18 protein-coding genes are annotated in these 19,305 nt (G+C 71.7%); 8 read left to right on the forward strand and 10 right to left on the reverse strand.

Annotation, left to right across the window (positions count from 1 at the left end; genetic code table 11):
- Positions 1-95 precede the first annotated feature (95 nt).
- Genes FLW16_RS30975 through FLW16_RS30985 form a run of 3 tightly spaced genes read right to left on the reverse strand, consistent with a single transcriptional unit; the run spans position 96 to position 1,970 of the window.
- Positions 96-869 (reverse strand): hypothetical protein, encoded by a 774-nt coding sequence (locus tag FLW16_RS30975; protein WP_185949668.1) that lies wholly within the window; start codon positions 867-869, stop codon positions 96-98.
- A complete protein-coding gene (locus FLW16_RS30980) occupies positions 866-1,204 on the reverse strand; it encodes a PadR family transcriptional regulator (RefSeq protein ID WP_142563778.1) in 339 nt (112 codons plus the stop codon). The genes FLW16_RS30975 and FLW16_RS30980 overlap by 4 nt, the downstream gene beginning before the upstream one ends.
- A 31-nt stretch (positions 1,205-1,235) precedes the next feature.
- Positions 1,236-1,970, reverse strand: a complete 735-nt coding sequence (locus FLW16_RS30985) for a CPBP family intramembrane glutamic endopeptidase (protein ID WP_142563676.1) — start codon at positions 1,968-1,970, stop codon at positions 1,236-1,238.
- A gap of 180 nt (positions 1,971-2,150) precedes the next feature.
- On the opposite strand from FLW16_RS30985, the gene thrS reads away from it, so the two are divergent.
- Positions 2,151-3,470 carry a threonine--tRNA ligase gene (gene thrS / locus FLW16_RS30990; RefSeq protein ID WP_260615783.1) on the forward strand — a complete coding sequence of 440 codons (1,320 nt, stop codon included), beginning with the start codon at positions 2,151-2,153 and terminating at the stop codon, positions 3,468-3,470.
- A 1-nt stretch (position 3,471) separates the two neighbouring features.
- Here thrS and FLW16_RS30995 read toward each other — a convergent pair whose 3' ends face one another.
- The 5 genes from FLW16_RS30995 to FLW16_RS31015 form a co-directional block, all read right to left on the reverse strand.
- Complete coding sequence (locus FLW16_RS30995) at positions 3,472-4,530, reverse strand: LCP family protein (protein WP_142563678.1); 1,059 nt, start codon at positions 4,528-4,530, stop codon at positions 3,472-3,474.
- Positions 4,531-4,532: 2 nt separating this feature from the next.
- Positions 4,533-5,111, reverse strand: a complete 579-nt coding sequence (locus FLW16_RS31000; RefSeq protein ID WP_260615748.1) for an RNA polymerase sigma factor — start codon at positions 5,109-5,111, stop codon at positions 4,533-4,535.
- Positions 5,112-5,222: 111 nt separating this feature from the next.
- A complete protein-coding gene (locus FLW16_RS31005; protein ID WP_142563680.1) occupies positions 5,223-6,479 on the reverse strand; it encodes an MFS transporter in 1,257 nt (418 codons plus the stop codon).
- Between the two features lie 81 nt (positions 6,480-6,560).
- On the reverse strand, positions 6,561-7,367 hold the full coding sequence (locus FLW16_RS31010; RefSeq protein WP_142563681.1) for a glycerophosphodiester phosphodiesterase family protein: 807 nt from the start codon (positions 7,365-7,367) through the stop codon (positions 6,561-6,563).
- A 118-nt stretch (positions 7,368-7,485) separates the two neighbouring features.
- Positions 7,486-9,249, reverse strand: a complete 1,764-nt coding sequence (locus tag FLW16_RS31015; protein WP_142563682.1) for an ABC transporter ATP-binding protein — start codon at positions 9,247-9,249, stop codon at positions 7,486-7,488.
- Between the two features lie 222 nt (positions 9,250-9,471).
- Between FLW16_RS31015 and FLW16_RS31020 the strand changes: the two genes are divergently transcribed.
- The 5 genes from FLW16_RS31020 (at position 9,472) to FLW16_RS31040 (ending at position 15,945) form a co-directional block, all read left to right on the forward strand.
- Positions 9,472-11,052, forward strand: a complete 1,581-nt coding sequence (locus tag FLW16_RS31020) for a PP2C family protein-serine/threonine phosphatase (protein WP_185949669.1) — start codon at positions 9,472-9,474, stop codon at positions 11,050-11,052.
- The gene (locus FLW16_RS31025; RefSeq protein WP_142563684.1) at positions 11,052-11,435 is read left to right on the forward strand and encodes an STAS domain-containing protein; all 384 of its coding nucleotides are present in this window, start codon (positions 11,052-11,054) and stop codon (positions 11,433-11,435) included. The genes FLW16_RS31020 and FLW16_RS31025 overlap by 1 nt, the downstream gene beginning before the upstream one ends.
- A gap of 125 nt (positions 11,436-11,560) precedes the next feature.
- A complete protein-coding gene (locus tag FLW16_RS31030; protein WP_142563685.1) occupies positions 11,561-12,034 on the forward strand; it encodes a hypothetical protein in 474 nt (157 codons plus the stop codon).
- A 20-nt stretch (positions 12,035-12,054) separates the two neighbouring features.
- Complete coding sequence (locus FLW16_RS31035; protein ID WP_396686880.1) at positions 12,055-13,206, forward strand: zinc-dependent alcohol dehydrogenase; 1,152 nt, start codon at positions 12,055-12,057, stop codon at positions 13,204-13,206.
- Between the two features lie 447 nt (positions 13,207-13,653).
- Entirely contained in the window at positions 13,654-15,945 is a 2,292-nt protein-coding gene (locus tag FLW16_RS31040; RefSeq protein ID WP_142563687.1) for an ATP-binding domain-containing protein, read from the forward strand.
- Positions 15,946-16,378: 433 nt separating this feature from the next.
- Here FLW16_RS31040 and FLW16_RS31045 read toward each other — a convergent pair whose 3' ends face one another.
- Positions 16,379-16,879, reverse strand: a complete 501-nt coding sequence (locus FLW16_RS31045) for a hypothetical protein (protein ID WP_142563688.1) — start codon at positions 16,877-16,879, stop codon at positions 16,379-16,381.
- Between the two features lie 140 nt (positions 16,880-17,019).
- On the opposite strand from FLW16_RS31045, the gene FLW16_RS31050 reads away from it, so the two are divergent.
- Together FLW16_RS31050 and FLW16_RS31055 are read left to right on the forward strand one after the other, a co-directional pair.
- Positions 17,020-17,553, forward strand: a complete 534-nt coding sequence (locus FLW16_RS31050) for a peptidylprolyl isomerase (RefSeq protein WP_142563689.1) — start codon at positions 17,020-17,022, stop codon at positions 17,551-17,553.
- 123 nt (positions 17,554-17,676) lie between these two features.
- A complete protein-coding gene (locus FLW16_RS31055) occupies positions 17,677-18,540 on the forward strand; it encodes a rhomboid family intramembrane serine protease (RefSeq protein ID WP_142563690.1) in 864 nt (287 codons plus the stop codon).
- On the opposite strand, the gene FLW16_RS31060 is transcribed toward FLW16_RS31055, so the two are convergent.
- On the reverse strand, positions 18,533-19,246 hold the full coding sequence (locus FLW16_RS31060) for a TetR/AcrR family transcriptional regulator (RefSeq protein ID WP_142563691.1): 714 nt from the start codon (positions 19,244-19,246) through the stop codon (positions 18,533-18,535). The genes FLW16_RS31055 and FLW16_RS31060 overlap by 8 nt on opposite strands.
- Positions 19,247-19,305: the final 59 nt, after the last annotated feature.

The raw sequence follows: 19,305 nt of genomic DNA on the forward strand, positions 1-19,305 counted from the left end.
CGACGGCGGCAAGACCCTGACCGCCGCCCTGAACTACGTGGACGACGCCGCCATGTCCATGGGCGCGGCCTTCCAGAAGGCGACGCAGAGGCTCGTCAACGAGGTGTTCGGCGGCGGCCAGGCCGGATCGGCCGACGCGGCCGGGTCGGCTCAGCAGACGGGCTGAGGTGGCGACGGCGGGCCGTCCACAGCCACATCACCGCCAGGGCGGCGAGTGCGACGCAGCCTCCGACGGCCATGCCGGCGAAGAAGCCCGGCCCGTCGCCGTCCGACCGCCCCCACAGGATCCCGGGCGTGACCAGGGCGAGCAGGACCACGGCCAGCACGAGGTAGAACCGCCGGCTGAAGAAGACGTTGCGGCCGGGGGCGGCGGGCGGGGAGTCGAGCTGCGCGGCCGGTCCCACGCTGGCGGCCCTGGGCCGCTTGAAGTACCGCCAGTACATCCAGGTGCCGCAGGGCTCCCAGCCCTCGGGCGCCAGCCGCGCGGCCAGCCCCGAACCGCCGATCGACGGTTCCCTGCGGTACTCCCACCGTTGCGGCCGCTCCGGATCGCGGTGGCTGACGAACCTGCCGAGGTGGTCGACCCGGTCGATCTCCCAGCCCTGGTCGCCGAGCCGGGCCAGCATCTGGCGGTCGGTGAAGATGTCGGCGGTCCACCGCCACTCGGTGGCGTCCGCCGCGTCGGCCTCGGGCGCCCGCGCGGCCAGCAACTGCCCGGCGAAGTCGCCGACGGGACCGAACTCCTCCTCCGGGTCGGCGCCGGTCTCGGCGGCGTACGCGGCGAGGTCGGCGACGGTGGCCTCGATCTGCGCCGCGGGCACGCCGCCCGCGCGCAACAGGGCCTCCAGCTCGTCGAGGTAGGTGCTCACTGCAATCCTCCCGAGGCCAGCATCGCGCGTACGGACTCGTCGAACGCCAGCCACAGGCGGCCCTGCTCGGCCAGCGTCTGCCTGCCCTGCTCGGTCAGCCGGTAGTAGCGCCGGCCGGGCCCGCGCTCGGTCACCCGGAACTCGGCGGACACCAGGCCCGCCTCCTCCAGCCGGTTGAGCACGGGATAGAGCGTGCCGCCCCGAATCTGGCCGAGCCCCGAGCCGGCGAGCATCTTGGCGATCTCGTAGCCGTAGTTCTCGCCCTCCGTCAGGCTGGCCAGCACCAGCAGGTCGAGGACGCCCTTGAGCCAGCTCGCGCGGCGGTCGGTCGCCATGTGCTTCATCCTCGCACGGTAGGAGTACTACCTAGCCCGCTTGACCGACCCTCTTGCGGCCGGACGCCGGCATGAACACGAGGCCCCGGACGTCGATCAGGATGTGCGCCAGGATCGGCAGCAGCAGGCTGCCGGTGGACACGTACACGATGGTGAGCCAGAAGCCGAGGAGGGCCACCACGACCATGCCCTTCCAGCCCTGGTAGAAGTGGCCCGCGACGAAGACCACCAGGGCCAGGGCGGCGGCCGCGGTGGTGCTCAGGCCCAGGACGCCGACGCCGAACGCGATGAGCAGGCCGCGGTAGACGATCTCCTCGCAGACGCCCGCGGTGACCGCCATGGCCAGGCCGTGCCACCGCTCGGCGGAAGTGCGCGGCATCAGCTCCGCCACGGCCGCCTGGCCCGGTATCGCGCGGCCGGACCGGGCGAGGCGGTGCAGCACCACAGTGCCGATCACGATGGCGCTGGTCATGCCGACGACCGCTGGGGCGACCTGGCCCAGGTTGCCCGGCATCGCGAATCCCAGATCCGCCGGGCCGAGCCCCGGCGACAGCACCAGGATCAGCGCCGTCACGGCGAGCCAGACCCACTCCTCCGCGATCCACAGCCGGTAGGCGTGCACCAGCGCCCGCGGGTCGTGGTCTCGGCGTCGTGCCAGCCGGTCGTACTGACGCTTGCCCAGCCAGGGAGCGGCGAAGGCCAGATAGGCCGTCAGCGCGACCGTCAGGAGCAGGCCCGGGGTCGAGAAGCTCGGAGAGATGCTCATGGATTGCCGCCCTTCATACCTGTGTTGGCGACTTAGACGATAAAGCGAGCTAGTTAGGATCGCAATCTAGATAGCGAACACCGGCTGCGAAACCGGCTCGGAGACGATCAGCGGCTGTGCTAGCGTTCGCGGCATGATGCGCGCCTGCCTGACGACGACGCCGGAGACCGTCCCGGCGCGCTGACACGTACTGCCAACGAAGCCCCGGGGCGAGCGCCCCGGGGCTTCGTCGTCCGGTCACTCGCCTCGCCGCAGACGAAACGCGAGGAGACCGCGATGCACGACCACCGCAAGCTGGGCCGCGAGCTCGGCCTGTTCGACACCGACCCGCTGATCGGCTCCGGGCTGCCCTACTGGCTGCCCGACGGCGCCGCTATCCGGCACACCCTGGAGGAGTACATCCGCGACGCCGAACGGCGGGCGGGCTACCGGCACGTATACTCCCCCGTGCTGGGCAAACGGGAGCTCTACGAGATCTCGGGGCACTGGTCGCACTACAGCGACGACATGTTCCCGCCGATGGACCTCGGGGGAGAGCAGGTCGTGCTGCGGCCGAGCCTGTGCCCCCACCACGCGTTGATCTACCGCTCGCGCTCGCACAGCTACCGCGAGCTGCCGCTGCGCGTCGCCGAGCTGGGCGGCATGTACCGCTCCGAGCTGTCGGGCGTGCTCGGCGGGCTCACCCGCGTGCGGGCGATCCAGCTCAATGACGCGCACATCTTCTGCACCCTCGACCAGGTCGCCGCCGAGGCGGCCGGGGCCCTGGAGATGATCAGGCGCGCGTACGCCGTGCTCGGTATCCGCCCGGTCCGCTACCGGCTGTCCCTGCCGGGGGCCGGCGGGAAGTACGTGGCCGCCCCCGAGATGTGGCGGCGGGCGACCGCCATGCTGACCGACGTCCTCGACCGCTCCGGCCTGGCGTACGAGGCCGTCGAGGGCGAGGCGGCGTTCTACGGCCCGAAGATCGACGTGCAGATCGCCGACGGCGCCGGGCGTGAGGCCACCCTGTCCACCGTGCAGGTCGACTTCCACCAGCCCGAACAGTTCGACCTGCACTACATCGGCCCGGACGGCGCCAGGCACCGGCCGGTCATGGTCCACCGCAGCATCATCGGCAGCGTGGAGCGGGCCGTGGCACACCTCATAGAGGTGTACGGCGGCGCCTTCCCCGCCTGGCTCGCCCCCACCCAGGTGGTGGTCCTGCCGGTGACCGAGGCCGAGCTGCCCCCGGCCGAGGCACTCGTACGGCGCTGCGCCGAGCTGGGCCTGCGGGCGGAGGCCGCCGGGCCCGAGCACGGCAGCCTGGGCGCCCGCGTCCGGGCCGCCCGGCTGGCGCCCTACCAGGCGGTGATCGGCGCGAAGGAGGTCGCGGGCGACGAGGTCGCGCTGCGCCTGCGCGACGGGCGCGCCCTGGACGCGATGCCCGCCGCCGAGGCGCTGGCCCACATCGGCGGTCTCGTCGGGGCCCGCGCGGCCGCCCTGTGGGAGCCCGCGTCGTGACTCAAATCGCGACGAGTCGTTCGAACAGGCGGGCGGCGTCCGGCTGCTGCCATTCGATCCGGTTCGGATCCGTGACCGAGGGCCGCCAGGGCACGGTCACGGCGGTGACCCGGGTGCCGGCCCGCTGCACGTCCCGGGCAAGGGCGAGCATGGTGTCCAGGTCCAGACCCGCGTCCGTGGTGACGGACGTCGCGGCCACGCGGACGAAGGATGCCAGGGCGGCGGGATCGTCGAGACGCGAGACCTTCTTCAGCATCGCCTGCATCAGAATCACGTTCCGCTTGATGCGCATGATGTCGGAGCCGTCGCCCAACGCGAACCGCAGACGTGCGTAGGCCACCGCGGTCCTGCCGTCGAGGACGGACCGGCCTGCGGGCAGCTTCAGCTTCGCCTTGGGGTCGTCCACCGCTTGGGGGACGGTGACCTCGACGCCGCCGAGCGCGTCGACCAGCTTCTCCAATCCGTCGTAGCGGATGGCCACGGCGTGGTCGACGCGCACGCCCGTGGTGGTCTCCACCGTCTTCCAGGCGCAGGTCAGGCCGCCGATCGCGTACGCCTGGTTGATCATGTCCCGATGTGCGGCGACGGTCTTCCCGCCGGCCGACCGGCACTGCGGGATCCGGACCATGGAGTCGCGGGGCAGGCTGACGGCCGTCGCGCGCTTCCGGTCGGCGGACAGCCGCAGGAGGATCATCAGATCGCTGCGCTCGCCCAGGTCGCCGACGTGTGTGGACGTCGCACGCCGGTCGGAGCCGAGGAGCAGCACGGTCAGCGCCTTGCCCTTCTTGGGCGGACGGTCCCCGGTGGGCGGCGCCACGGTGTGCGCGCCGGTCGTCCCGCGCAGCAGCACGGTCGGCACCACGACCAGCGCGGCGGTGACCACCGCGACCGCCGCCAGCGCGATCCAGCCCGCCCGGCGGCCGCCGGCCCATGGCGTCAGGCGCCGGCGGCGCCCGCCCGCCGCCTCGTCGAGCAGGCGGCGCCGCTGGCGTGCGAGACCGGCCGGGGGCTCGTGCTCGAGACCGCGGCCGAGATCGCGGAGCATCGTGAGGTCGTCCATGGCTACTCCTCGTCCCGCAGCGGATTGGTGTGGCCGAGCGCCTCGCGCACCTTGCGCCGGGCCCGGTTCAGGCGTGAGCGCACGGTGCCCACGGGGATGCCGAGGGCCTGCGCCGCCTCGTCGTACGACAGGTCGGCCCAGGCGATGAGCAGCAGGACGTCGCGGTCGCCCTTCGACAGGCGCGCGAGCGCGGCGGCAAGCAGCGGACGGACGGCCGTCGCGCTCACGCCGTCCTCGACCCGTTCGGCGTACGGCTCCGCGACGTCGTCGAGCGGGCTGCGCGTCAGCGCCCGGTAGCGGGCGGCCTCGTCGCGGTGGTGCCGGGAGACGAGCTTGCTGACGATGCCGAACAGCCAGGGACGGGCGTCGGGGCGGGTCAGGTCGTAGCGGTCCCGGCGGCGGAAGGCGACCAGGAACGTCTCGCCCACCAGGTCCTCGGCGACCTCGGGACCGAGGCGGCGGGACACGTAGCGGTAGAGCATCGCAGCGTAGCGGTCGAACAGCGCCGCGAACGCCTCGGGCCGCGCCCTGGACTCGGCGATCAGGTCCGAGTCCAGGTGTGGGGTGGCAAGGGGGATCATCAACGAGACCATGGCATCGAGGCCGCCTAACCCTTCGGGGATCCGACAGCCATGTCTCGCCACTTGCCGCGCTTCGGGTTCACGGCACGGGCTACCCCGGGGCGCGGGATCTCAGGACGCGGCGGGCGCGCTTTCGGGCTCCTGGTCGACGACCCGCAGTCCGCGTACGCCGGGGGCCAGCAGCGCGGCCAGCGTGACCAGGATGACGATCGCCCCGCAGACGACCAGCGCGGGCCGCGGCCCCACCGCGATGGCCACCGGCCCGGCCAGCAGCAGGCCGAGCGGCCCGAACATCAGGGACCCGAGCGCGTCGTAGGAGCTCACCCGTGACAGCGACTCGGCCGGGATCTCGCGCTGCATGGTGGTCTGCCACAGCACGCCGAAGATGTCGAAGCACACCCCCATCACGAACGCCCCGCCCACGACGGTCCACAGCGGTGCGCTCAGGCCGAGCAGCACGTACGGCGCGGCGGTGGGCAGTGTGAGGAGCGTCGCGACCAGGATGGGCCGCCGGGGCCGCAGGCGCAGCGTGACGACCACCCCCACGATCATGCCGACGGCCTCGCCCGCGAGGACGGCCGACCAGGCGGGCGCCCCGCCCAGCGACTGCTTGGCGACCAGCGGCCCGAGCACGCCGTGGGCGGCCTGCAGCGCCATGACCAGGACCGAGAACTGGGCGACGACCACCCACAGCCACTGCCGCGAGACGAATTCGCGCCAGCCGTCCCGCAGCTCGGCCAGCACCGAGTGCCCGCCGCCGGCCGCGCGCTCGGCGGGCGTGAGGCGCAGCAGCGCGATCAGCACGGCGGCCACGGTGAACATCGCCCCACTGGCCGCCAGGGCCCACCCGCCCCCGAGCAGGACCACGGCCGCGCCGCTCAGCACGAGGCCGGTGACGCGGGAGATGTTCTGTCCCAGTCCCAGCAGCGCGTTCGCGGTCTGCAGCCGGTCGGCGGGCACCACGTCCGGGATGATTCCGGTGAGGGCGGGGAACAGGACCGCGGCGGCGACGCCGCTCACCGCGCTCGCGATCACGAGGGCGGGCAGCGGCGTCCAGCCGGTGAGCATCATCGCGGCCAGGCAGAAGTACGCCGCCGCGTTCAGCGACTCCCCCGCCATCATCACCCGGTGGCGCGGCAGCCGGTCGGCGATCACCCCGCCGACGAGCATGAACAGCACCATCGGCAGCGCCTCGGCGGTGAGCACGGCGGACAGCGTCGTGGCGGTCGCGCCCGGGAGGCCGAGCACGCCGAAGGCGAGGGCCACCGGCGCGAAGGCCGTGCCGAGTACGGAGATCGTCCGGGCCGCCAGCAGCAGGGCGAACCGCCGATCCCTGAGCAGGCCGAGATCACGGCGGAGGCCAGGCACGAGAACAACTCCGGAAGACGCGGAACACGGGGAAGGGGTGACATCCCATCGTGCCGCCCCCGCCCGCGCCCGTCACCTCATTTACGGCGGCCCGGCGGAATAGCGGTGGCACCTGCCGTCGAGCCAGGCGCGGTAGTCCGCGGTGTGGCTGGTCATCACGCTGGTGGGAGCCCGGTCGAACACGGCCTGCCACCGCGGCACGTTGAGCTGCCAGGGGGGCGGCGGCTCGTCCCACGTGACGCCGTCGGCCCACTTCGCCGCCGAACCTCGCAGATGTTCCGGCAGCCGGTCGGCGAGCCCCGCCTCGATCCACTCGTCGCGCGAGTAGACGAGGATCGGCTGCTCGTCCTGCCGTTCGACGATGGGATCGACGATCTCCCGCCACGCGGCGGCGCCGTACTCCGGGTCGGCCAGGACGGGCTCGGCGGACTTCTTGATCTCCAGCAGCGCGATCAGCCCCCGGGCCCGGACGTGGTCGAGCCACTCCCGCAGCGCCGGCACGCGCTCACCCGCGTACGGCCCGCGGGCGACGCGGCGGTCGCGCAGGTTGCCGGGCCCGTCGGCCCACCCGATCTCGCGGATCTCCTGCCGGGGACCGGTCAGCCCGTTGGTCGTCCTGTTGTGCCACATGACGGCCTTCGTGCCCTGCCGCGTGAGCTGGACGTCGGCCTCGACGCCGTCGGCGCCCCACGAGGCCTGGTCGTCGACCGCCCGCAGCACGTTGGGCTGGCGGATCACGTCCTTCGACTTGGCGTCGGCGCTCTTCGGGTAGCCGCCGTGGCCGATCACCAGCGGACACGGCGGCAGCTCCTCGGCGGGTGCGGGTGCGGGCGCGGCGAGCAGCGCGACCACGACGGGCAGCGCGACTCCCGCCGATGCCCTGGCCATCGCTCGTCCTCCCCAACCGGTCATCCCAGATAGACCAGCGCATTGTGCGCGGCCGTCAGGGGAGGGTGCGGCCTGTGCCGCGCGGCCGGACCCTTTCTTGACGACAAGGGGGAGCGTTTCAGGCGAGCTGTGCGGCCTGGAGCCCGGAGTAGACGCCCGGCCTGCGGCTCAGCTCGTCGTGGGTGCCCACCTCGGCGATCCGGCCGTCCCGCATCACGACGATCCTGTCGGCCGTACGGATGGTGGACAGGCGGTGGGCGACGACGAAGACCGTGCGGCCCGCGACCAGGCGGGCGAGCGCCTGCCGGATCAGCGCCTCCGACGCGGTGTCGAGCGCCGAGGTCGCCTCGTCCAGGATCAGCACCCGCGGGTCGCGGACGAGCGCGCGGGCGATGGCGAGCCGCTGCCTCTGGCCGCCGGACAGCCGCGCGCCGCGCTCGCCCACGATCGTGTCGAGCCCGTGCGGCAGCCGGTCGATGAACTCCAGGGCGTTCGCGTCGCGCAGGGCGGACCGCAGGGTCTCCTCCGGCACGTCCCGCATGCCGTACGTGACGTTGTCGCGGATGCTCCCCTCGAACAGGATCGACTCCTGGGGCACCACGGACAGGAACCGCCGGTAGGTCCGCAGGTCGAGCTCCTCCATGTCCCTGCCGTCCAGCAGGATGCGGCCCGAGGTGGGGCGCAGGAAGCCGATCACGAGGTTGAGCACGGTCGACTTGCCCGCCCCCGAGGCCCCGACCAGGGCGATGGTCTCTCCGGGCGACACGGTGAGGCTGAAGTCGTCCACCGCGGGCCGGTCGGCCTCGTAGGCGAGCGACACCGACTGGAACTCGAACTCGCCGCGGACCGCCGTCACCTCGGCCTTGCCGTCGTTGTTCTCCAGGTCGGGCGCCTGGAGCACCTCGCCGATCGAGCGTACGGACTCCAGGCCCTTGCTGATCACGGGCGTCAGGCTCATCAGCGTGGTGACCGAGGTGGTGAGCGTGGTGAAGAACGTGCTGAGCATGACCACGTCGCCGGCCGTGATCGGCATCACCTGGTAGTAGGAGATCAGCGCGGAGCCGGCCAGGAAGCTCGCGGCGAGCACGTTGAGCGTGATCCAGGCCATCGCGCCGAACCGGCCGTTGAGCAGGTCGAGCCGCAGGCCCGTGCGCAGGACGCGGGTGAGGGTGCCGTCCATGCGGTGCAGCGCGTCCTGTTCCAGGCCGTGGGCGCGGGTGATGGGGATCAGGTGCGTCATCTCGGTCACGCGCGCCGACAGCCGCTCGACCTCCTGCCGGAAGCTCTCGTTGTCGGCCCGCAGCCGGTTGCGCATCCGCATCACCAGGACCGCGGCGGCCGGGACGACGAGCAGGAAGACCGGCAGCGCGGCCGGCACCCGGAAGGCGATCACCGCGAGACCGCCCATCAGCATGGTCACCGCCGCCAGGCCGCTGTCGGCCGTCTGCTGCACCATCTGCTCGACGCTCTCGACGTCCCTGACGACCTTGGTCTGCAGGACCCCGGCGCTCACGCGGGAGTGGTAGCCGATCGACAGGTGCTGCATCCTGCGGCACAGCGCCGACCGCAGCCCGGTGCCCACCTGGCGGATCGCGCCGTGCAGGCACCGTACGTACAGCAGGTGGCCGGGCAGGTTCAGCAGGAGCAGGACGAGCAGCACGGCCATCGACGCCAGCAGGTGGGCGACGGGCGCGTGCCGGACGAGCGCGTCGATGACGTTCGCGGTGACCAGCGGGAGGAGCCAGGTCGGGCTGTGCTTGACCGCGAAGGCCGCGACGGCGAGGACGAGGCGGGGCCGGTGCTCCCGGAAGAGGTAGGCCAGCGTACGGAGCGGGTGCTCGCCCCGGTACCGATGGTCCAGAGCGTTGTGCGGAAGCACCATCCCGACAATCCCCCTACCGGACCCGAGAAGGGTAAAAAGTTCTTAAAAGATCATAGAGCTGACATGGGAAGTGTGCCCAGGGACAGAGTGAAGGCGTGGAAAGAGCAAGGGCATCCTGTGCCTATCCTGAAGGGCGAAGGGTAACCTCATCGGGAAGGCAAGAGCGATCCTCCCGAAAGTCGGCTCTTGTGGATGCCTCGCGGAAGGTGGCCGGCGGATTCAATGAGCGGAGGTGATCGCATCCTGCGGCTTACTCCTGTGAGCGGCCCGTCTCTCGGCGCGGGCGAATCGTCCCCCGAAGCGGTGGCCGGGCTGGTGCAGGCCATGCTCGATGCGATCCCGGTTGAGGCCGTCTGGCTGGTGCCCATCCGCGACAAGGCCGGTGCGATCCTCGACTTCGAGGTGTGCGCGGCCAGTCCCGGGGCCAGGGACGTCCGCGACAGGACCGGCAAGGAGCTCGTCGGTCTGCGCACGCTCGAGGCGTATCCGGGCGTCGCCGGCTCCCCTCTGTGGGACGCCTACCTCCGCGTCACCGAGACCGGGGAACCCGAGGACGTCGATCCCTATGTGCACCGGGAAGACGGGCAAGGCGTGCCTCATCTGTCCACCTACGGTGTCCGCCTCGCCCGGCTGCAGGGCGGTCTTCTCGCCTCCTGGGATCGCCACGACAGGGAGGAGCGCCTGTCGGCCCGGCTGCTCCACACCGAGCGCCTGGGCCACCTCGGATGGGGGCACTGGAGCCTGATCACCGGCGAGGCCGAGTGGTCCGACCAGCTCTACGTCATCCACGGGCGCGACCCGGCCGAGGGGCCGTTCGCGCTGGAGTACTACCGCGAGATCGCCCACCCCGACGACGTCCCGATCGTTGAGCACGCGCTCACGACGCTGACCGGCAGCGGCGGGCCGCACGAGTTCGACATCCGCATCCGCGTCGGTGACGAGTACCGGCACATCAGGGCGACGGCCGAGGTCAGCCGGGACGCGAACGGGCGGCCCGTCGAGATCCACGGCGTCGTGCAGGACGTGACCGACTGGCGCAGGACCGCCGACGAGCTCGCCGAGGTCACCCAGCGGCTGGAGGAGGAGTCACAGCTCACCGCGCGGCTGCAGAGCATCATCCTGCCGATGCAGGACTCGGTGCCCGGGCTGCAGCTCGGCGTGCGCTACTTCCCGGCCGAGACGGCGCCGCTGGGCGGCGACTGGTACCAGGCCATCCACCTCGACCACGGGGAGGCGCTGCTGGCCGTGGGCGACGTCGCCGGGCACGGCCTGGCCGCCGCCTCCGCGATGGCCAAGCTGCGGCACGCGATCACGGGGCTGGCCTTCGCCGACCACGATCCGGCGCAGATCCTCGTGGCGCTGAACCGGCTGCTCCGGCGGATGCGGCCCGACGTGCTCGCGACGTCGGTCGTGGCCCGCTACCGCACCAAGGACCGCACGCTGAGGTGGACCCACGCGGGCCACCCGCCGATGCTGCTTGTCAGGGGGACCAAGGTGCACCGGCTGCTGCACCCCGGCGTGCTGCTCGGCGTCTTCGAGGACGTGAGCTACAGCTGTGCCGAGATCCGGCTGGAGCCGGACGATCTACTCCTCATGTTCACCGACGGTCTCATCGAACGCCCGGGCCGGGACCTGTTCGAGGGCCTCGACATCCTCAGCGCGGCGATCGCCGAGACCGTGCCGAAGGTGCCACCGCAGGATCGGGTGGCTGCGGTCATGGAGACCCTGGCCCCGAGCAACACCGGCGACGACACCTGCATCCTGGTCGCGCGCATTCTGCCGAACTCCTTGGAAGTGTCCTGATGTCTGATCTTCACAACATCTCGACAGCCGAGACCACGTTCGCCGCCGAGAGCAGCGGAAGCGTCGGACTGCTGACTGTACGGGGGACGCTCGACTTCACCACACACGAGCCGGCCACCGAATTCTTCGACAAGGCATTCGCCCAGTTCGGGCCGCACCTCGTGGTGAACCTGCTCGAACTGGACTTCCTCGATTCCAGAGCGACGGGGCTGCTCGTCAACTGCTGGAAGCGCGCGCTGGACGGGGGAGGCTGGCTGGGCCTCGTCGCGGTCGAGCAGGGTGCGGCCCGCGCGTTGTGGATCACCGGGCTCGCGTCCCACGTCCCGGTCTTCCCCACCGTCGCGGACGCCCTCGCCGCCGCGCCGTCCCGCGACGCCGAATAGCCCGCGGGGCGTCGTCCCGAAACCGTCACCTGGCGTCCAACTCCTCCTCACATGCCCGCCGCGGGCGGATAGAGCCCATGAGCGGGGGTAGCACCCGAGGAGTCGGCCGTGGAGGGGGCGAAGCCATGAAACGTCTCGTTGCCGGAGCGGCGCTCGCGGCTGCCGGTTTGGGGATGGCCCGATGGGCGGCCGCACGTGGCCGGGTGAGGGCCGTGGCGAAGGATCCGCTGGAATCCAGCCGCTGGCTGGGCGTCACCGTCAACCGGCCACCGCACGAGGTCGCCCCGGCCGGGCAGCTGCCCGAGCCGCTGGCCCGGGTGGACGCCGAGGTGCGGATGAACCGGGCGCCCGGCGACCGGGGCACGGAGATCTACGCACGGCCGAGGGAGCACCGGGCCGGCGCCGACGGCGTCCTCGCCCGGCTGCGGGGTGAGGATCCCCGCACGGAGATCCGTACGGCGTTGCGTGAGGCGAAGTCCCTGCTGGAGACCGGCGACGTGCTGCGGCCGGACGAGGAGATCGCCACGACCAGGCCGACGATGCCGGGCAAGGTGCTCGACATGGCGCTGGGACGCGCGGCGGAGGGGGGACGACTGTGAAGGCGGTGTGCTGGCAGGGCGTGAACGAACTGTCGGTCGAGCAGGTGCCCGACCCCGCGATCCTCAACGCCCAGGACGCGATCGTGAAGGTGACGGCGAGCACCACCTGCGGTTCCGACCTTCACCTGCTCGGCGGATACATTCCCGCGATGCGGGCCGGAGACGTCATCGGGCACGAGTTCATCGGCGAGATCGTCGACGTCGGCCCCGAGGTGAACCGGCACCGCGTGGGCGACCGCGTCGTGGTCTGCTCCATCATCGGATGCGGTCGCTGCTGGGCCTGCCGGCACGACCAGTGGTCGCTGTGCGAGAACAGCAACCCCAAACCGGGCATCACGGATCTGATGTGGGGCGGCGCGACCGCCGGCATCTTCGGCTACTCCCACGCCATGGGCGGCTTCCGGGGCAGCCACGCGGAGTACATCCGCGTTCCCTTCGTGGACTACAACGCGTTCACCGTCCCCGAGGGCATCTCGGACCTCGACGCCCTGTTCGCCTCCGACGCGGCCCCGACCGGCTGGATGGGCGCCGAGCTCGGCGGCGTGCAGCCGGGAGACGTGGTCGCGGTGTGGGGATGCGGCGGAGTCGGCCAGATGGCCGCCCGGGCCGCCATGCTGCTCGGCGCCGAGCGGGTCATCGCGATCGACCGCTACCCGGAACGGCTGGCCATGACCGCTCGCCACGTCGGCTGCGAGGTGATCGACTACACGAGCACCGACGTCACCGCCGAGCTGCGCGAGCGCACCGGCGGCCGGGGCCCGGACGTGTGCGTCGAGGCCGTCGGCATGGAGGCCGACAGCACCGGGATCCAGCGCGTGTACGACGGGATCAAGCAGCAGCTCCGCCTGGAGCAGGACCGCCCGATCGCGGTACGCGAGGCGATCCACGCCTGCCGTAAGGGCGGCTCGGTGTTCGTGCTGGGGGTCTTCGCCGGATTCGTGGACAAGTTCCCGCTCGGCGCGCTGATGAACAAGGGCCTCACACTGCGGGGCGCGCAGCAGCACGGCCAGCGGTACATCCCGAAGCTCCTCGACCGCATCGCGAAGGGCGATCTGAAGACCTCCTACCTCGCGACGCACACGATGACGCTCGACGAGGGGCCCAAGGGCTACGACATGTTCAAGCACAAGAAGGACGGTTGCGTCCGCGCCGTCTTCCGCCCCTGGGCCTGACCGGGGAGAGAGCGCCCGCCGCCTCCGTATGAGGCGGCGGGCCGGTGATCTCAGCGAACGGCCGGGGCGGCCAGCCGTTCCGCCTCGTGGTGCAGTGCCTCGATGAGGACGAGCTCCAGGCGGAGCTCGTCGTCCACGAGGCTCTCGAGGACGTCCATCCGGGCCTCCTTGTTTCCAAAGACGTCCCGCGGCGCGCGACGGTTGACCATGGCGCGATGCGAATCCGGACGGAATGTGGCGATCCGTCCCACCGACCGCGCCGTACGCCGGTTACCCAGGACGGAGGCGACGTCACTCACATCAGTCACAGAAGTCTCGGAAAACAAAAAATCCACCCCGGAGCGGAGTGGACGGAAGCGTGCTGCGCCCCAAAGGGGCGATGCCGTATAGTGAGAGATTCCCAGTTATCTGAAAGTCAGACGCTCTCACTAGGAGTTTATCACAGGAATGGGTGACCGTCAATCCGAATCCGCACGCGCCGAGGCCCTGCGGATCGAGCAGTCCCGTGTCTCCATGCTGTACGGCCGCCTCGACATCGTCCGCGAACGGGCCGAGCGCGGCATGCGGGAAGTCCTGGCCCGCGGCGGCGCGGGAACCCGCCAGGCGGTCGTGGAGCGTGAGGCGGCGGCGGCCGAGCACGCCCGCCGCCTCGCGCAACTGTCGGCCGTCGAACGCGGCCTGTGCTTCGGCCGCATCGACGACGCCGGGGGTGAGACCCTCTACATCGGCCGCATCGGGCTGCGCGACGACGACCACACGTCCGTGCTCGTCGACTGGCGGGCCCCCGCCGCCCGCCCCTTCTACGTCGCCACCCCCAGCGACCCGGGCTCTCTCGTACGCCGCCGGCATTTGCACACGCGGCACCGCGACGTCGTGGGCATCGACGACGAGGTCTTCGACCTCGACGGGATGGCCGACGGAGACCGCCGTACGCTCGTCGGCGAGGCCGCGCTGCTCGCTGCGCTGCGCCGAGGGCGCACCGGACGCATGGGCGAGGTCGTCGCCACCATCCAGCGCGAGCAGGACCGGGTGATCCGCTCCGGCCTGGCGGGGGCGCTCGTCGTGCAGGGCGGCCCGGGCACGGGCAAGACCGTCGCCGCCCTGCACCGGGCGGCGTACCTGCTCTACACCCACCGCGACACGCTGGAGCGGCGCGGCGTGCTCGTCGTCGGTCCCAACGCGACCTTCTCCCGCTACATCAGCCAGGTGCTGCCCGCGCTGGGTGAGACGCAGGTGGTGCTGACGAGCATGGGCGGGCTTCACCCCGGGGTGCGGGCCACCGCCGAGGACGAGCCGGCCGTCGCCGTCGTCAAGGGCGACCCGCGCATGGCCAAGGTGGTCGAGGAGGCGGTCCGCGACCGCGAGCGCGTGCCGGTGGGCGACCTGGAGGTGAAGATCCCGATCCGCACGTCGGTGCGCGGCGGCGTGGAGGTCGTGGTCGAGGAGATGACGCTGCGGGTGGACCACGCCACCTGCCTGCGCGCCCGCGACCGCGCACGCGGCCTGCGGCGGCAGCACAACATCGCCCGGTGGACGTTCGTGGACCAGGTGCTGCGGGCGCTGGCCCGGGACGAGGCGGCCACGCTCGACCGGCCGCTGGAGGACGGCGACCTGCGGTATGCCGCCACGACCCTGTGGGAGCACCGGTCGGTGCGCGACGCGCTCGACGCCCTGTGGCCGGAGATCACCCCCGAGCGGCTCGTCCGCGAACTCCTGTCGGACGAGGAGCGGCTCCGCACGGCGGCCGGGCCCTGCCTGACCGAGGAGGAGCGCGCGCTCCTGCTGCGGCCCCGTGAGGCGCCGTGGACGGTCGGCGACGTCCCCCTGCTGGACGAGGCCGCCGAACTGCTCGGCGAGTACGACTACGGAGCGGGGGCCAGGCGGCGCCGCGCCGAGGACGAGCGCCGCGAGGAGGAACTGTACGCGCGAGAGGTCCTGACCATCACCGACGTCGATCCGGTGCTCGACGCGACCCTGCTGGCCGATCTCAACCGCGACGACGGGCCGTACGTGACGACGGCCGACCGGGCCGGCCGCGACCGCACCTGGGCGTACGGGCACGTGATCGTGGACGAGGCGCAGGAGCTGTCGGCGATGGCCTGGCGGACGGTGATGCGGCGGGTCCCGGCCCGCTCCCTGACGGTCGTCGGCGACATCGCCCAGACCGGCTCGGCGGCGGGCGCACGGTCGTGGGGCGAGATGCTCGACCCGTACGTGAAGGGACGCTGGCGGGAGGAGCGCCTGCTGGTCAACTACCGGACGCCGGCCGAGATCATGGAGGTGGCCGCCGACGTGCTGCGCGCCGTGGCGCCCGATGAGGAGCCGCCCGAGTCGGTCCGGTTCGGCGGCGCCCGTCCCCGCGCCGTGCCCGCCGAGGGCACCGACCTGCGGCGGCTCGTGGAGTCGGAACTGCGCGAGATCGGAGGGGGCGAGATCGGGGAGGGGCGGGTCGGCGTCGTCACGCCGGACGCCCGGCACGCGGAGGTCGCCGCGCTGTTCCCCGAGGCCGTCGACCCCCTGGACAGCCCGGTGGCCGTCCTCACCGTGCGCGGCTCGAAGGGCCTGGAGTTCGACGACGTGGTGGTCGTGGATCCCGAGGGCATCCTGCGTCAGTCGCCGAAGGGCGGCCAGGACCTGTACGTCGCCATCACCCGGGCGACCCGGCGGCTCACCGTGGTCTACGAGGACCGTCTCCCCGCCGTACTACACCGCCTGGAGACCCCTCAAACGCCTTCATGAGCAAAGCGGGAGACACCGAGCGAGCCTGAGGGGCGCGCCGCCGGTCTGGACTGAGGAGCCGCGCGGGAGCGAAGCGACCAAGCGGCAACGAGGGAAGACGGCGGATAAGAGCGCCCCGATGGCGAAGCGGGAGACACCGAGCGAGCCTGAGGGGCGCGCCGCCGGTCTGGACTGAGGAGCCGCGCGGGAGCGAAGCGACCAAGCGGCAACGAGGGAAGACGGCGGATAAGAGCGCCCCGATGGCGAAGCGGGAAACACCGAGCGAGCCTGAGGGGCGCGCCGCCGGTCTGGACTGAGGAGCCGCGCGGGAGCGAAGCGACCAAGCGGCAACGAGGGAAGACGGCGGATAAGAGCGCCCCGATGGCGAAGCGGGAAACACAGTACGGCCGGCGTTGGGGGAACGCCGGCCGTACTGGTGGCTGTGAGGGATGTGCTAGGACATTTTTCCTGAGATCTCGTCGGCGGCCTTGTCGGCCTTCTCGCCGGCTTCCCCGGCCTTGTCTCCGACCCACTTGCTGGCGTCGGAGCCGGTGTGCCGCATGCTCTCGCGCATCGTCTCGGTCCAGCGCTGGGCGTTGTTGCGGTACATCGCCACACCCACCGCGCCGATCGCGACGCCGCCGAGCAGCGCGACGACCGGCCAGCGCCTGCGGGTCTTCCTGGCGCTGCTCACGTCGATCCGGCGGGCCAGCTCGGTCAGGAACGCGCTCACGATCGGAGCGATCTGTTCCTCGACCGACTGCGCCGCTTGGTCGAGCTTCGGCGCCGCCCAGATCCTGGCGTCCTCGATCCGGTGCGTGGCGAGATCCCGTGCGGTCTCCGCCACCGGGCTCATCCGGCCACTGGCCTTCGTCGCCTGGTCTCTCATCCTGCTCAGCCACGTTTGCGGGATGACCACCTCGGCGCGGCGCCTTCTGTTCATTGTCAGGGACACGATCAACCTCCCCTATCGACGGGGCCCCGAACCGACCCCTTCCCGGATGGTCGTGGCTCAATCACGAGCGGTGCTTGAAGGCATGCTCGATACCCTGTTCCCCGGACAACTAACACGAGCTACCAAAGGGGGCGGCCCTCGTGGCTGACAACCTCATCGCGAATCTGCGCACCAACCACGGCACGATCCGCGTCCAGCTTTTCCCCAACAAGGCGCCGAAGACCGTGCGCAACTTCGTCGAACTCGCCGAGGGCACCCGGGAGTGGACCCACCCGGCGACCGGCGAGAAGCAGACGAACGTCAAGCTCTACGACGGCACGATCTTCCACCGCGTCATCAACGGGTTCATGATCCAGGGCGGCGACCCGCTCGGCCAGGGCATCGGCGGCCCCGGCTACGACTTCGACGACGAGATCCACCCCGAGAACCAGTTCAACCGGCCCTACCTGCTCGCCATGGCGAACGCGGGCAAGCGGTTCGGCAAGGGCACCAACGGCTCCCAGTTCTTCATCACCGTCGCGCCGACGCCGCACCTGAACCAGGGGCACACGATCTTCGGTGAGGTGATCGAGGGCACCGAGGTGGTCGACGCGATCGCCAAGACCCCCACCGGCCGCAACGACCGGCCGGTGAACGACGTGGTCCTCGAAGAGGTCACCATCGAGCGGTCCTGACGCCGCCCCTTCCGATGCTCCGGAGACGCCTCGGCCCCGCGAACACGCGGCCGGGGCGTTTCCGGCTTATAGGCTGGCTGGTGGATGCGCCCCCGCACAGGGACTCGCCCAGGAAAGGACCCCATGACCTCCCAGCCTCCGCCGCCCCCGCAGCCGGGGGCGCAAGCCGTGCCCACCTGCTACCGGCATCCCGACCGCGAGACCTACGTACGCTGCCAGCGCTGCGAGCGCCCCATCTGCCCCGACTGCATGCGCGAGGCGGCGGTCGGTCACCAGTGCCCCGAGTGCGTCCGCGAGGGCAGTCGCGAGGTGCGGCAGGCCCAGGCGACCTTCGGCGGCGCCGCCGTGGCCGTGCCCCGCGTCACGTGGACCCTGCTGGTCCTCAACGTGCTCGCGTACGGGGCCGAGGTCCTGCGCCCCGACGAGGTCGTCCAGCGGTTCGCGATGTGGTCGCTCGGGGTCCACATGGGCGAGTGGTGGCGGCTGATCACCAGCGCTTTCCTGCACTCCCCGCCGCCGTCGTTCTGGCACATCCTGTTCAACATGTGGGCGCTCTACGCCCTCGGCCCCGAGCTGGAGCGCAGGCTCGGCTCCGGCCGGTTCGCCACGCTCTACCTGCTGTCGGCGCTGGGCGGCTCGGTCGCCATCTACCTGTTCGGCACGTCGGCCGTCGGCGCCTCCGGCGCCATCTACGGCCTGTTCGGCGCGTTGTTCGTCGTCGCCCGCAGGCTCGGCTACGACGCCCGCGGCGCTCTGTGGCTGATCGGCATCAACGTGGTGCTCACGTTCATCGTGCCGGGCATCAGCTGGCAGGGCCATCTCGGCGGGCTCGTGACCGGCACGATCGTCGCCGCCGGCTTCGCCTACGCTCCGCCGCGCAACCGCACCCTCGTCCAGGCCGGCGTCGCCGCCGTGGTGCTGGTGGCGCTGGTCCTGCTCGTCACCACGCTCCCGCCGTACGGCCTCCTGCAGGGCGCCTTCACCTGACGCTCCTCGCGCCGGGCTGCGTGATGCGGTCGAGCCAGCGCCGGAGCAGGGCGGTCTCGACCGGCTCGAGGGCGTCGGTGCCGGCGAGGTCGAGCTGCGCGCGCAGGCGCAGCGCGGCCTCGTGGAGGGGATCGGCGTCCTCCCGCACGGTCGCCTCGGTGAGCACGTGCGCGAACACGGCGTCGCGCATGCGGTGGGACAGCGCGGAGTCGTCGAAGAGCTCCGGACTGGCGATGTGGTCGAGCGCGGCCCCGACGCTCGCGGACAGGATCAGCCGGGCGGCGAGCGGCGGCTCCACTCTCAGCGCGCCGATCGCCGCGCACCGTACGAGCGTCGCCTCCAGCAGCTCGAACACCCGGTCGCGAGCCGTGGACCTGGACCACGGCCGAGGCGTGAACATGAGCTGGTAGAGGGCAGGGTTCTCCCGGGCGAACGCCATGTGACCATCCCAGCCGGACCGGAGGTCGGCCACCGGGTCGGCCGTCCGCTCCTGCGCGGCCTTGAGCGCGGCGTAGCGCTCGTACCCGTGGTCGGCGACGGCGTCGAGAAGCCCCCGCTTGTCGCCGAACAGCCGGTAGAGCACGGGCTGGGTCACGCCCACCGCTTCACAGACCGCCCGCGTGGCGATGTCGTTGTCCGTGGACGTCGCCAGTTGCTTCTCGGCGGCCTCGATCATCGCCGCGCGTAGGGTGTCCGCACCTGCCATGTAACCAATGATACGGAATCTCGCTAGCGTCGATACGCATATCGTGCTAACGTCTGTCT

The organism is Microbispora sp. KK1-11 (genome assembly GCF_006874435.1).
GTDB lineage: Bacteria > Actinomycetota > Actinomycetes > Streptosporangiales > Streptosporangiaceae > Microbispora > Microbispora catharanthi.

Excerpts from the sequence above, each read along its gene's own strand:
- FLW16_RS31040 (WP_142563687.1), top strand. The coding sequence starts at position 13,654 with ATGGGTGACCGTCAATCCGAATCCGCACGCGCCGAGGCCCTGCGGATC.
- FLW16_RS30995 (WP_142563678.1), bottom strand. The coding sequence starts at position 4,530 with ATGGACGACCTCACGATGCTCCGCGATCTCGGCCGCGGTCTCGAGCAC.
- FLW16_RS30985 (WP_142563676.1), bottom strand. The coding sequence starts at position 1,970 with ATGAGCATCTCTCCGAGCTTCTCGACCCCGGGCCTGCTCCTGACGGTC.
- FLW16_RS31030 (WP_142563685.1), top strand. The coding sequence starts at position 11,561 with ATGAAACGTCTCGTTGCCGGAGCGGCGCTCGCGGCTGCCGGTTTGGGG.
- FLW16_RS30980 (WP_142563778.1), bottom strand. The coding sequence starts at position 1,204 with ATGGCGACCGACCGCCGCGCGAGCTGGCTCAAGGGCGTCCTCGACCTG.
- FLW16_RS31000 (WP_260615748.1), bottom strand. The coding sequence starts at position 5,111 with ATGATCCCCCTTGCCACCCCACACCTGGACTCGGACCTGATCGCCGAG.
- FLW16_RS31015 (WP_142563682.1), bottom strand. The coding sequence starts at position 9,249 with ATGGTGCTTCCGCACAACGCTCTGGACCATCGGTACCGGGGCGAGCAC.
- FLW16_RS31010 (WP_142563681.1), bottom strand. The coding sequence starts at position 7,367 with ATGGCCAGGGCATCGGCGGGAGTCGCGCTGCCCGTCGTGGTCGCGCTG.
- FLW16_RS31025 (WP_142563684.1), top strand. The coding sequence starts at position 11,052 with ATGTCTGATCTTCACAACATCTCGACAGCCGAGACCACGTTCGCCGCC.
- FLW16_RS31020 (WP_185949669.1), top strand. The coding sequence starts at position 9,472 with ATGAGCGGAGGTGATCGCATCCTGCGGCTTACTCCTGTGAGCGGCCCG.
- FLW16_RS31060 (WP_142563691.1), bottom strand. The coding sequence starts at position 19,246 with ATGGCAGGTGCGGACACCCTACGCGCGGCGATGATCGAGGCCGCCGAG.
- FLW16_RS31055 (WP_142563690.1), top strand. The coding sequence starts at position 17,677 with ATGACCTCCCAGCCTCCGCCGCCCCCGCAGCCGGGGGCGCAAGCCGTG.